The sequence below is a fragment of the Fulvivirga imtechensis AK7 genome (genome assembly GCF_000331535.1).
Classification (GTDB): domain Bacteria; phylum Bacteroidota; class Bacteroidia; order Cytophagales; family Cyclobacteriaceae; genus Fulvivirga; species Fulvivirga imtechensis.
Window position 1 is genome coordinate 62,652 of record NZ_AMZN01000015.1, and the last position, 13,077, is coordinate 75,728.

Here is a 13,077-nt window from a genome sequence, read left to right on the forward strand (position 1 = left end):
TCCACTAGCAACGGAGCTGAAACCTGATCCAGGTAATGCTGGCGTAGGGAAGGTATGTTAACAATGATCGGGATCCCCTGTACCCGAAGAAAGTTTAACACTAAAAATATCAATCATGAAATGCTTATTACTAACAGCGCTTATGCTGTTAACCGCTTTCGTTTCTTACGGACAATTTTCCGTGTCAGGTATCGTAAAAGATGCCGATACAAGTGAGCCATTACCCGGAGCCAATATTTTTCTTGGGGAGAAGGCCAGGGCAACTGATAATGAGGGAAGATTTACATTTACCAGCGTCTCCAAAGGGATATATCAACTGAAAGTAACATATATAGGATATAATATTTACGAACAACGCCTGACACTTGATGATAACAAGGAGCTACAAATTGTCTTAAAGCCAGATGTTTTTATGGCTGATGAAGTGATCGTATCTGCCACCAGGGCTACGGAGAAAACCCCTACTACATACACTAACGTAGATAAAGATGAAATTGAGGCAAACAATCTGGGCCAGGATTTGCCTTATTTGCTTAATATGACGCCCTCACTGGTGACAACCTCGGATGCCGGAGCAGGCGTGGGGTATACAGGATTAAGGATAAGAGGGTCGGATGCATCACGTATCAATGTAACTATTAACGGCATTCCGCTTAATGATAGTGAATCTCAGGGAGTGTATTGGGTCGACATTCCGGATATAGCTTCCTCAACGGAAAACATCCAGATACAGCGCGGAGTAGGTACCTCAACCAATGGTGCCGGAGCTTTCGGAGGTACTATTAATTTGCAGACCAACACCAAAAAAGAAAAAGCTCATGGGGAGGTGATCAATTCCTTTGGCTCTTATGATACCTGGCGGCATACCCTCGGGTTTGGTACCGGCCTGATCAATGACAGATGGACTTTTAACGGGCGATTATCTAAGATCACCTCCGATGGATATATCGACCGGGCTACTTCTGATCTCAATTCTTATTATTTATCCGGTGGATACTATGGTAAAAATACACTGATTAAAGCCATCATTTTCGGAGGAAAGGAAAGAACATACCAATCCTGGTACGGCACCCCTGAGGCACGTTTGGAAAATGATATGGAGGGGATGAACGTGGTGGCTGATCTTAACGGCTTCACACCTGAACAACGGGCCAATCTCTTAGAATCCGGCCGTACCTATAATTTTTATCAATACAAAAATGAGGTAGACGACTATCAACAGGATCATTACCAACTGCACCTGTCACAACAAATCACAAACGCCATTACAGCAGGTCTGTCTTTTCATTATACCTACGGCAGAGGTTTTTATGAGCAGTTTAAAGAGGACGATGACTTTGAAGATTATGGTTTGCCAGATGTTGTCGTAGGTGGTTCTACTATTTCTTCATCGGATATCATTCGCAGGAGGTGGCTGGATAATGATTTTTATGGAGTGACATATTCTTTTGAATACAATGAAGGAAAGTGGAATGTGGTACTTGGAGGCGCCTACAACAAATATGTGGGAGACCATTTTGGGGAGATCATTTGGGCTGAATATGCTGTGAATAGCTTTATAGAGGACAGGTACTATGATAACACTGGCCACAAAGATGATTTTAATACCTTTATTAAAGCCAATTATCAGCTAAACGATCGGCTAAATGTTTTTGGAGATATTCAGTATAGAAACATTCAGTACGAAGTAGATGGTATAGATAACGATCTTCGCATTTTGGCGGTAGATGCCGCCTATGATTTTTTCAATCCGAAGTTTGGGTTATTATATGACCTGAATAGTACAAGCCACCTGTATGCATCATATAGTATCGCTAACAGAGAGCCTGTTCGTACGGATTTTATCGACTCTCCCGAAAAGCCCAGGCATGAAACCCTGCGAAACCTGGAGGCGGGTTATAGAAAGCAGGGATCAGGCTATCACATAGCCGCGAATTATTATTTAATGGATTATCAAAATCAACTGGTTTTGACCGGAGAGTTAAATGATGTAGGCAGCCCGTTGCGCACCAATGTATCAGAAAGCTATCGGATGGGTGTTGAGCTTCAGGGGCAGTTAAGGCTCCTTGATCAGTTGAGGTGGAGTGCAAATGCTACTTTTAGTCGCAATAAGATCGGATTGTTCCGGGAAGTGGTCTATGACTATGGTGCGGACTGGGATGAGTTCAATGTGGTTGAAACTACTCATGAAGATACGGATATATCCTTCTCGCCCAACATTGTGGCAGCCTCTCAATTGACCTGTTTGCCGTTCAGAGGAATGGAAATTTCCCTTTTGTCGAAGTATGTTGGTAAGCAATACCTCGACAATACTTCCAATGACAACAGAGCAATCGAGGCATATTTTGTAAATGATCTCAGGCTCCGCTACACGCTCTATACGTCATTGATAAAGGAAATCGGAGTTACCTTTCAAGTGAATAACATTTTTGACGAACGGTATTCATCTAACGGTTACACCTTTGGCTACAGGGCTGGTGATTTCATAGTGCGGGAGAATTATTATTACCCCCAGGCTACAACAAACTTTCTGGCGTCTGTCACCTTGAAATTTTAGGAGTTGGAAATGTCTTAATAAAGAAAATTTGAAGTTGTTTTAGCTTTTACCAGTTGTCATGCTATTGTAATACTTGCCATTCGGATTTACCTTTGCAAAGCAAAAAACGATCTTAATGGCTCCACCATCGAATATTAAACCGCATAACTTCTCCTTATCAGGGTTTATTCAGGTGACCAGGTTCTGGAATTTACTGATCATTATTCTGGCACAATATTTCACAGCGGTTTTTCTGGTGAATGACGACACCTACCTGTTATACTATTTAAAGGATGTCAGGCTTTTTTTATTAAGTCTTTCATCTGTGATCATTGCCGCGGCCGGTTATATCATCAATGATTATTATGATGTAAAAATAGATTTGATCAACAAACCGGAAAGAGTGGTGGTTGGCCGCATACTTAAACGCAGGGTGGCCATGGTAGCTCATACAGTACTTAATTTTACAGGTATTAGCCTTGGCTTTCTGTTGTCGTGGAAGATTGGCGTGGTCAATTTTACATGTGCACTACTGCTTTGGCTCTACTCCAACCAACTGAAAAGGATGCCATTGGTGGGTAATTTGTCAGTAGCCCTCCTTACAGGAGTAGCCATTTACGTGGTAGATATGCTTTACAGATCCGGTAACCTGATGATAATTGCCTATGCGTTATTTGCCTTTTCATTTACATTGATCCGTGAGATCATCAAAGATATGGAGGATCTTCGGGGTGATGCGACCTTTGGCTGTAAAACACTGCCTGTAGTATATGGTATCAGGAAAACCAAGAATATTATTTATTTCCTTTCCGCCATTTTTTTGGCAGGGCTGTGTTTCCTTGCTTATATATTTGTGGGTATTGCTATGACACTATTTTGTCTTGGTCTGATCATACCTTTGGGTGTCCTTGCCTATAAACTGGCCGGTGCCGATACTGTGAAGGATTTTAATTACTTAAGTAACTATTGTAAAGTAGTCATGCTACTGGGGATACTGAGCATGATCATTTTTAAATGAAAACTATGACTCGAATAGCCATTTTTGCTTCCGGCAGCGGTTCGAACGCAGAGAAGATTGCCAGATATTTTCAAAACATTACAGATAAGCAGGTAAGTCTTATACTCACCAACAATGCGAATGCCTTTGTATTGGAAAGGGCTAAAAATATGGGTATTCCTACCATTGTCTTTTCAAAAAAAGAATTCATAGAATCCGAAACCGTGCTTGAGATCCTCAGAGATCATCAAATAGACTTCGTAGTTTTGGCAGGGTTTCTACTTCTGGTTCCTGAATATCTGGTGGAGGCATACCCTGATAAAATAGTCAATATTCATCCTGCTCTGTTGCCGAAGTACGGGGGCAAGGGGATGTATGGAGACAAGGTACATCAGGCAGTAAGAGAAGCCGGAGATGAAGAGTCGGGTATTACTATTCATTACGTAAATTCCCGGTACGATGAAGGACAGATAGTTTTTCAAGCCCGATGCCCTGTCACTGAGGAAGATACACCTGAATCCATTGCTCAAAAGGTGCATGCGTTAGAATACCAGCATTATCCGCAGGTTATCGAGCAGTTAATTAATAAATCAATTAAAAATTTATAATTTTGCACCCTTGAAAGCAAGCCTTGCATCAAGGACTTGCGCACATGGCAAAATACACATTCAATCATTTATAAATTTACTCATTCAACACTAGCAACGCATGTCTTTGAAAAAGATCCAATCAGCCTTAATATCAGTTTATTACAAAGATAATCTGGAACCAATTGTGAAATTACTGGCTGAGAATAATGTAGAGATCTTCTCTACGGGAGGTACGCAAAAGTTTATTGAGGACCTTGGGGCTCCTGTAACTGCAGTCGAGGATCTTACCAGTTACCCGTCAATCTTTGGAGGGAGGGTGAAAACCTTACACCCCAAAGTGTTTGGAGGTATCCTGCACAGGCGTGAACTTGATGCTGATGTGCAGCAGGCAGGTCAATATGAAATACCAAGCATAGACCTGGTGATTGTGGATCTTTATCCATTTGAAGAGACAGTAGCCTCAGGGGCTGAGGAGCAGGATATTATTGAGAAAATTGATATCGGAGGCATTTCACTTATCCGTGCGGCTGCTAAGAACTTTAAAGATGTTCTTATTGTTTCATCACGCGAGCAATATGGCGCTATAGAGAATATTTTAAAGGATAAGGGTTGTGCCACCGATCTTTCTGATAGGAAACTATTTGCAGCAAAGGCCTTTGATATCAGCTCGCACTATGACTCAGCCATTTTCAATTACTTCAACCAAAATGATGAAGTGAGCAGCTTTAAACAGAGCATCAGGCACAAACAGGTTCTGAGATATGGGGAAAATCCACACCAGCAAGGCGCTTTTTATGGTAACCTATCGTCAATGCTGGAACAGTTGAATGGGAAAGAACTATCTTACAATAATCTTGTTGATATTGATGCTGCCGTAGCTTTGATTGAGGAATTTGACGAAACGGCTTTTGCTATTCTGAAACACACCAATGCTTGTGGTGTTGCCACGGCAAGTAGTGTTAAAGAAGCATACAAAAGGGCATTTGCAGCGGATACGGTGTCTGCATTCGGGGGCATTTTGATCACCAATAAAAAGGTAGACAAAGCGGCAGCGGAGGAAATGCATGCCCTGTTCTTTGAAGTGCTGATAGCGCCAGATTTTGATGAGGATGCACTGGAGTTGCTTAAACAGAAGAAAAATAGAATATTGCTAAAGCAAAAACATAACCTCAACACAAAAAAACAGTTTAAAAATTTGCTGAACGGTATAATTGAGCAAGACAGAGACCTAAAGACCGACCAACTGTCTGACCTGAAAACGGTAACTGAAAAGGAACCAACAGAAGCAGAAAAGACGGCATTGGTATTTGCCAGCAAGGTATGTAAACATACTAAATCAAACACTATAGTTCTGGCAAGAGACGGCCAATTGCTGGCAAGCGGGGTTGGTCAGACCTCAAGGGTTGATGCACTTAAACAGGCAATTGGAAAGGCTAAAGAGTTTGGGTTTGACCTGAAAGGCGCTGCAATGGCTTCAGACGCATTTTTCCCTTTCCCGGATTGTGTGGAAATAGCCAATGGAGAGGGTATAAAAGCGGTGATCCAGCCGGGAGGTTCCATAAAAGATCAGGATTCTATTGACTTTTGTAATAAAAATGACATGACTATGGTATTTACCGGAATACGTCATTTCAAACATTAAAAATATTTAACTTTGCAAGTTAAACAGAAACAAATTTGTAAATTTCCGATTATTGATAAGCCTAACCTTTTGATACTATAACATGGGATTGTTCGATTTTTTTTCAAGTGATATAGCCATTGACCTCGGCACAGCTAACACGCTCATTATTCATAAAGACAAAATAGTAGTTGACGAACCTTCAATAATAGCCATCGACAAAAACACCAATAAGGTGCTTGCGATAGGTCGTGAGGCTATGCAAATGCATGAAAAAACTCATGAGAATATCAAAACCATTCGTCCGCTGAAAGACGGTGTGATCGCTGATTTTCATGCTGCAGAGCACATGATCCGAGGCATGATCAAAATGATAGATAGTGGCAAGAAATTTTTTCCGTCATCTCATAGAATGGTGATCTGCATCCCTTCAGGCATTACTGAAGTAGAAAAGAGAGCGGTACGCGACTCAGCAGAACATGCCGGGGCTAAGGAAGTATATATGATACACGAGCCGATTGCAGCGGCTATAGGTATAGGTATCGACATAGAACAACCCGTAGGATCAATGATCGTTGATATCGGTGGGGGAACAACTGAAATCGCTGTTATTGCCCTTTCAGGAATAGTTTGCGATCAGTCAATTCGCGTGGCCGGTGATACTTTCAATCGCGATATACTTGACTATATGAGAAGGCAACACAACCTCTTAATTGGGGAGAGGTCTGCTGAGAAGGTTAAAATTGAAGTAGGCTCAGCGCTTACCGAGCTGGATGACGGACCTGAGGATTATGAGATCAGAGGTCGTGATCTGATGACAGGTATCCCCAAAGTTATCAAGATCTCCTATTCTGAAATTGCTTTCGCTCTTGATAAATCAGTTTCTAAAATAGAGGAGGCAGTGCTGAAGGCGCTTGAGATATCGCCCCCCGAACTGTCAGCCGATATTTATGATAATGGTATACATCTGACGGGAGGAGGTGCGTTGCTGAGAGGACTGGATAAGCGATTGGCTTTAAAAACCAAATTGCCCATCCACGTGGCTGAAGACCCTCTAAGAGCAGTAGTGAGAGGAACAGGCCACGCACTGAAAAACCTGAATTCATTCAAGGCAGTATTAATGACTTAATTGCTTTTGTCTTATAATTGGCTATCTTATAACATAACTTTTGACTTTTGATCAAACCGGGTAAATGCAAAGATTATTTCTGTTTCTTTACCAATACAGAGCGTTCTTGACATTTCTTTTCCTGGAGGTAGTTTGTAGTTGGCTGATTATTGAGAACAATGACTATCAGGGAGCTAAGTTCTTCAATTCCTCGAATCGCATTGCAGCAGGTCTGTTGCAGTCGTCCAACAACATTTCTGACTATTTTGGACTAAAAGGAGTGAATGAGCAGTTGGCAAGGGAGAATGCAGAGCTAAAAGAAAAACTTGAAAGCCTGAACCAAAGCCTGTACGATACCTCCTACATAGGTCCGGATTCAATAGTTGCTGACATTGATTCGACTGTTACTCATAAGTATGAGTTCTTCAGCGCCAAGGTCATAAATAATTCCACAAGACGGTTTAACAATTATATCACCATCAATAAAGGCAAGAAGCATGGCGTTGAGCCTGGCATGGGTGTAATCGGAAACGATGGTGTAGTAGGAAAGGTAAAAACCGTATCGAAACATTTTGCGGTGATCACTTCCATACTTCATGGTGACGTACTGGTCTCCACAAAGGTCAAAAGAACCGGCGATCTTTCTACTGTAAAATGGGGAGGAGTGGATCCTTATGTCGCAGAGCTTTTATATGTACCACGGCACGTCAACGTTCAGGTGGGCGATACAATTGTTACTTCAGGTTACAATGCTATATTTCCAGAAGGTGTGCCGGTTGGGCTAGTAAAAGAGGTAGATCTTCCGGAAGATGCCCTTTTTTATGATATTACAATTACTCTGGCAAGTGATCTTAATGAAATTTCTTATGTATACCTGATAAGAAATAAGCTCAGGGGAGAACAAGACTCTTTGCAAATTAATACCGAATTACACTAAATGATAAACAGGAGACTGATCATACAGATTTTTTCGTTTTTCCTATACGTACTCGTGCAGGTGCTTTTTCTGAAAAATCTCGTACTTTTTGATAAGTCCTTTTGTTTTTTATACGTAGTTTTTTTGCTACTTATGCCTGTCGAAACCGGGGTGCTCGGTCTGATGATACTCGGTTTTATAACAGGTTTCACCGTTGATATTTTTTATGACAGTTTGGGAATTCATGCAGCCGCTTGTGTGTTTATAATGTTCGTAAGAAACTACTGGTTAAATCTTTTAACACCACAAGGTGGCTACGATTCCGGCTCTATACCCACCATTCGATTGAATGGCTGGCAATGGTTCAGCTTTTATACGCTGCCATTGATCTTTCTGCACCATTGTGTGTTGTTTTTCATAGAGTCTGCAGGCTTTGGATTGTTCGGGTTCACCCTTTCTAAGGCATTTTTTAGCACCTGGTTCACTTTTGTGGTAATCCTGATCACACAGTATCTTTTCTACAATAAGAGAAGGGGAATATGAACGAGTCGCGTAAAAATATTATTCAGTTGATTGTGATACTCACAGCAATTGTTTTTTTGGTCAAACTTTTTTCTATTCAGGTACTTGACGACAAGTATGCGCAGGCAGCCACTAGTAACATTATACATAAAGTAGTGGAGTATCCTCACCGCGGCCTTATCTACGATAGAAACGGGAAGCTAATAGTATACAACACACCTCAGTATGATCTCACAATTACTCCAAAAGAGGTGAGGGACCTTGATACTTTGAGGTTTTGTGAATTATTCGGGCTTGCTCCCGGTGAATTTAAGTCGAAGTACGAAAAAATGTCGCGCACCAAGGGCTTTTCTTATGTAAAGCCCAATGCCTTTATCAAGCAGCTTTCGAACGTAGACCTGGCGCGCGTGCAGGATTACCTGGTCGATTTCCCCGGGTTTGATATACAGGCCAGAACTACCAGGGCTTACAGCTATCCTGTAATGGCCAACGCATTGGGATATGTCAGCGAGATAAACCAGAGGCAGTTGGATCGTGATACGGCCAATTACTATAAACAAGGTGACTACATAGGCCAGAGTGGGATTGAAGCTTACTACGAAGAACAGTTAAGAGGAAAACGAGGGGTAAAATTCAAGATAAAGAACGTTAGAGGGATTGAAAAGGGGGACTTCGAAGGTGGAAAATACGATACTTTGGCTATACCTGGAAAAAACCTGACCACCACAATAGATATAGATTTACAGCGCTACGGTGAGGAGTTGATGAAAGGCAAAGCTGGAAGCATAGTCGCTATTGAACCCGCAACTGGAGAAATACTGTCCATTGTGTCAGGCCCTTCTTATGATCCCGCTGACCTGACGGGTCGCAACTATAGTATGAACTTCGCCAGGATAAGCGCCGATACGATGAAGCCGCTGTTCAACCGACCATTGATGGCACAGTATCGCCCCGGGTCGATATTTAAGATCATACAGGCTATGATAGCCCTGGAAGAAGGAGTTATTGAACCCTACACACGAATTGCATGCAATAGAGGGATAATAGGATGTCATGGGGCACATTCTTTTGAAGATCTTGTCGGGGCGATTAAGCATTCATGTAATCCATACTTCCATAATGTTATGAAAAGAGTGGTCAACCAGGGCCTATCAGCGGACACGTATGAAGATACAAAAATAGGCTTGGCTAAATGGAACAAACATATAGAAAGCTTTGGACTTGGCGCTCCTTTGGGCATAGACCTTCCTAACGAGAAATCCGGGTTGGTGCCGAGTGTGGCATATTACGATCGTGCATATAAAAACAGGCCATGGAAGTATTCGAATATTTATTCTATTGCTATCGGTGAAGGAGAAAACCTTGTAGTGCCTCTGCAGATGGCAAATTTTGCTGCTATAGTAGCTAACAGGGGCTATTATTATGTGCCTCACCTAGTGAAGTCAATAGGAGACTCAGGAGAGCCGTTGTCTCAATTCAAGGAAAAACATTATACCTCAGTTGATCCCGGATATTTTGAAATAGCAGTGGAAGCTATGGCAAAAGTGGTAGAGTCAGGGACCGGTCAGTATAGAGCAAGGCTAAAAGATATAGTCGTTTGTGGGAAAACAGGTACTGTGCAGAATGATCCTTTGCCCGATCACTCGGTTTTTATTGCTTTTGCCCCGAGAGACGATCCTAAAATTGCTGTGTCGGTGTATGTGGAAGACGCAGGACAGGGTGCCCGTGCCGCTGCTTCAATAGCAAGCCTTATGATTGAGAAGTATTTATTAGGGGAGACGAAACGACCTTATATTGAAAATTATGTATTGAAAGGAGACTTTTTAAATTGAGAAGAGGCGATAGCATAGCGAGTAAATTAGATTGGCTGACAATATTTCTGTACTTTTTTATAGTGCTGTTGGGCTGGCTGAATATTTATGCTGCTGTATATGATGAAACTGCAGTACAAAATATTTTTAGCATCTCGCTTAATAGTGGGCGTCAACTGATCTTTATAGCTGCTTCGGCGGTCATTATTATAGCCATTCTCACGGTAGACTTCAAATTTTATGATACTTTCGCCTATTTTATATTTGGTGGCATCATCTTCCTGCTGGTGTTTGTTCTCGTTTTTGGCCGTGAAGTAGCGGGTTCAAAATCATGGTTTGAAATTGGAGCATTCCGGCTACAACCTGCTGAATTCGCCAAATTTGCCACTGCCCTGGCAGTAGCTAAGTACATTGGTACCAGCGGCTTCAGAATGGATTATATAAAAAACCAGTTGATGCTCTTCGGAATACTCGCTCTGCCTGCCATCCTCATAATTTTACAGGGTGACACCGGTACTGCCATGGTGTATTCTATATTCCTGTTCGTGTTTTTTAGAGAGGGGATGTCTCCATTGTTGCTTATACTCGGTACGGCGGCTGGAGTAATATTTGTACTCACACTGCTGGTACCCGAACACATTTATTTGTATGGAGGTATAGCCATAATAGCAGCCTTGGCGCTCGTTTTTGGAAAAAGAACTACACGAAGGATTATTCTGATAGTAGGAGGAGCATTGGTCATAACAGGTGTGATCAAAAGTGTTGACTATATTATTGATGATGTTATGAAACCGCATCAGCAGAATAGAGTAAAAGCGCTGATCAACCCGGATGCGGATCCTCTTGGCTATGGATGGAATGTCACTCAGTCAAAAATAGCGATTGGCAGCGGAGGCTTTTCCGGTAAGGGGTTTCTGCGAGGCACCCAAACAAAGTTCGATTTCGTGCCAGAGCAGAGTACCGATTTTATATTCTGTACCATTGGCGAAGAGCATGGCTGGATCGGAAGTCTGGTAGTTATCAGCCTTTTTGTGACATTGCTTCTGCGTATAATCTATATAGCGGAACGTCAGAAATGGCGATTCGCCAGAGTGTATGGTTATAGTGTGGCCTGTATATTGTTCTTCCATTTTGGGGTTAATATCGGCATGACTATCGGTCTTTTCCCGGTAGTAGGCATACCACTGCCCATGTTTAGCTACGGAGGCTCATCATTAATAGCTTTTACAGTACTTATATTTATCCTGCTCAAGTTAGACGCTCATCGAATGCAGGTGTTGGTGAGGTAGTTAATATTTGTAAGAAAACTCTAAGTGGCTTTAAGAAATGAAGTCCCAAAAAGCGGAGCGTACTGGGGTACGTGAGTATTTTTGGAACGAGCATAACGCAGACATTGGCGTTTTCTTAGAGACACTACTTAGCTTGTCCCCCCCAGGATATCAATAACGCACAGCTCCCTACGACAACCTTTTCAACAAAAGCTCCATAAACTCCTCAACCTCTTCACTTTCTTCATTCCAATGAGGATATTCAGACGCCAGAAATGAAGTAGCAGACCTTTTATTCTCACAGCTTTCCAAATAGTCAATAGTTCTGTTAAACGACTCCTCATCACCCTCAAAAAGGGTATTGATAAACATAAACCGCTGATTGATGCTGATATGCTTTCTGATGCTGGTGATCTTTTGTCTTTGGTGGATTTCTGCGATACTCGGTTTCTGACTGGAAGAATGATGATCATTTAATGTCTGAAACGCATCATTGTTGGATTCACCATTACCTTCTTCATGGTCAATAGGTGTTGGCTCATCAAAATGCTCTTCCTGTTGTACTTGCTGCTTATCATCATAAGTATCAGCAGTTGTGCCATATAAAATAGTCTCGGAAAGAGGCTCGATAGTAGAAAATTTGGTCATATATCCATCTACATCTTCGGGGCTCGCCTGGATATTCTGAAATACTTCGTTGAGCAGATGTCCTGCATCTTCCTTTGATATTCGCTGGTTTCCCGTTGCCTCTACTTTTTCTATTAGCGCCTGGAGTAAATTGCTATTGATCTTAACATATTTTGCAGTCCGTTTTAGTTCCTGAAGAGATAGCTCCTCCTTATCAGGATCATGGATCAGGTGCATGTAATAATCGTAGGGAGAGAAAATAAGCAGGATTGTATCGTAAGTGGCATTTTGAAGCAGAGGAAAAAAATCATCTTCTCTGATGGCAATTTGCCGTGACAGGATATTCATAAATTCCTTCAAAGCGTCCTTTACCTCTGGCGCCTCGTAGTTGAAGTAAGGGCTTTTTATTTTTGAAGCTTCCTTTCTCCATTCCGCCAATAGGTGCCTGATCACAAACAGATTAATTTGCCGGATTTCACTTAGTTCCAATATTTCCTTGCCTGTGATCACGGGTTGATGACTGAAATGGCTAAAGGTCAATTTTTCACAAAATGTGTTGCAATAGGCCTTTATCTCTGACGTGTTTAAGTTGTTTTCCATGCTGTTCAATTACACTAACCGGTTTTCAATAGTTACCTTTGCAGGTAGCGCACTTATAAAGTTAATAAATATGGCTAAGATCGTTATCACAAATATCGATAACAAAGTCATTTCAACTAATGAAAAATCAAACACCGTGCTAAAAATATTGCACGAGAACTTCATAGATTGGATGCATGCCTGCGGAGGAAAGGGCAGATGTACCACCTGTAAAATGATCGTGATTGAAGGCATGGAGAATCTTGGACATCTCACTGTGCATGAGAAACGATTCATGGAAATGGATGCCCTCAAAGAAAATGAGCGACTTACCTGCCAGTGCATACTTGAGAAAGGTGTGGTGACGATAAAGGTACCCGAAACAAGCAAGCTGCCTCACATACAGTATTCGGATTAATGAGTCACTGGTAATAGGTTATACCCAGCTAAACTCTAATATATCACATCTCATATCTCACATCTCATATCTAATCACTACTTT

At 41.8% G+C, this 13,077-nt stretch carries 11 protein-coding genes; 10 read left to right on the forward strand and 1 reads right to left on the reverse strand.

Annotated elements, in window-relative coordinates:
* The first annotated feature begins 115 nt into the window (after nt 1–115).
* From C900_RS05600 to rodA, 9 genes are all read left to right on the forward strand, one after another.
* Nucleotides 116–2,557, forward strand: coding sequence for a TonB-dependent receptor (locus tag C900_RS05600; RefSeq protein WP_009578693.1), 2,442 nt, complete (start codon nt 116–118; stop codon nt 2,555–2,557).
* A 115-nt stretch (nt 2,558–2,672) separates the two neighbouring features.
* Nucleotides 2,673–3,554: a geranylgeranylglycerol-phosphate geranylgeranyltransferase gene (locus tag C900_RS05605; RefSeq protein ID WP_009578694.1), complete on the forward strand. Its 882-nt coding sequence runs from the start codon at nt 2,673–2,675 to the stop codon at nt 3,552–3,554.
* Between the two features lie 5 nt (nt 3,555–3,559).
* On the forward strand, nt 3,560–4,141 hold the full coding sequence (gene purN, locus C900_RS05610; protein WP_009578695.1) for a phosphoribosylglycinamide formyltransferase: 582 nt from the start codon (nt 3,560–3,562) through the stop codon (nt 4,139–4,141).
* 100 nt (nt 4,142–4,241) lie between these two features.
* Nucleotides 4,242–5,765, forward strand: coding sequence for a bifunctional phosphoribosylaminoimidazolecarboxamide formyltransferase/IMP cyclohydrolase (gene purH, locus C900_RS05615; protein WP_009578697.1), 1,524 nt, complete (start codon nt 4,242–4,244; stop codon nt 5,763–5,765).
* Between the two features lie 82 nt (nt 5,766–5,847).
* On the forward strand, nt 5,848–6,873 hold the full coding sequence (locus C900_RS05620; protein WP_009578698.1) for a rod shape-determining protein: 1,026 nt from the start codon (nt 5,848–5,850) through the stop codon (nt 6,871–6,873).
* Between the two features lie 64 nt (nt 6,874–6,937).
* The gene (mreC, locus tag C900_RS05625) at nt 6,938–7,789 is read left to right on the forward strand and encodes a rod shape-determining protein MreC (RefSeq protein ID WP_009578699.1); all 852 of its coding nucleotides are present in this window, start codon (nt 6,938–6,940) and stop codon (nt 7,787–7,789) included.
* Nucleotides 7,790–8,311, forward strand: a complete 522-nt coding sequence (locus tag C900_RS05630) for a hypothetical protein (protein ID WP_040495764.1) — start codon at nt 7,790–7,792, stop codon at nt 8,309–8,311.
* On the forward strand, nt 8,308–10,122 hold the full coding sequence (gene mrdA / locus C900_RS05635; RefSeq protein ID WP_009578701.1) for a penicillin-binding protein 2: 1,815 nt from the start codon (nt 8,308–8,310) through the stop codon (nt 10,120–10,122). Before C900_RS05630 ends, mrdA begins: the two co-directional genes overlap by 4 nt.
* Nucleotides 10,119–11,390, forward strand: a complete 1,272-nt coding sequence (gene rodA, locus C900_RS05640) for a rod shape-determining protein RodA (protein ID WP_040495766.1) — start codon at nt 10,119–10,121, stop codon at nt 11,388–11,390. Before mrdA ends, rodA begins: the two co-directional genes overlap by 4 nt.
* Nucleotides 11,391–11,558: 168 nt before the next feature.
* Here the strand turns inward: rodA and C900_RS05645 are convergent, their stop codons facing one another.
* Entirely contained in the window at nt 11,559–12,596 is a 1,038-nt protein-coding gene (locus C900_RS05645) for a hypothetical protein (RefSeq protein WP_009578703.1), read from the reverse strand.
* Nucleotides 12,597–12,666: 70 nt separating this feature from the next.
* On the opposite strand from C900_RS05645, the gene C900_RS05650 reads away from it, so the two are divergent.
* Complete coding sequence (locus C900_RS05650) at nt 12,667–12,993, forward strand: 2Fe-2S iron-sulfur cluster-binding protein (protein ID WP_040495825.1); 327 nt, start codon at nt 12,667–12,669, stop codon at nt 12,991–12,993.
* Nucleotides 12,994–13,077: the final 84 nt, after the last annotated feature.

Bases quoted from the DNA above. Each gene is read 5' to 3' on its own strand.
- C900_RS05600 (WP_009578693.1), top strand. From the start codon at position 116: ATGAAATGCTTATTACTAACAGCGCTTATGCTGTTAACCGCTTTCGTT.
- C900_RS05605 (WP_009578694.1), top strand. From the start codon at position 2,673: ATGGCTCCACCATCGAATATTAAACCGCATAACTTCTCCTTATCAGGG.
- purN (WP_009578695.1), top strand. From the start codon at position 3,560: ATGACTCGAATAGCCATTTTTGCTTCCGGCAGCGGTTCGAACGCAGAG.
- purH (WP_009578697.1), top strand. From the start codon at position 4,242: ATGTCTTTGAAAAAGATCCAATCAGCCTTAATATCAGTTTATTACAAA.
- C900_RS05620 (WP_009578698.1), top strand. From the start codon at position 5,848: ATGGGATTGTTCGATTTTTTTTCAAGTGATATAGCCATTGACCTCGGC.
- mreC (WP_009578699.1), top strand. From the start codon at position 6,938: ATGCAAAGATTATTTCTGTTTCTTTACCAATACAGAGCGTTCTTGACA.
- C900_RS05630 (WP_040495764.1), top strand. From the start codon at position 7,790: ATGATAAACAGGAGACTGATCATACAGATTTTTTCGTTTTTCCTATAC.
- mrdA (WP_009578701.1), top strand. From the start codon at position 8,308: ATGAACGAGTCGCGTAAAAATATTATTCAGTTGATTGTGATACTCACA.
- C900_RS05645 (WP_009578703.1), bottom strand. From the start codon at position 12,596: ATGGAAAACAACTTAAACACGTCAGAGATAAAGGCCTATTGCAACACA.
- C900_RS05650 (WP_040495825.1), top strand. From the start codon at position 12,667: ATGGCTAAGATCGTTATCACAAATATCGATAACAAAGTCATTTCAACT.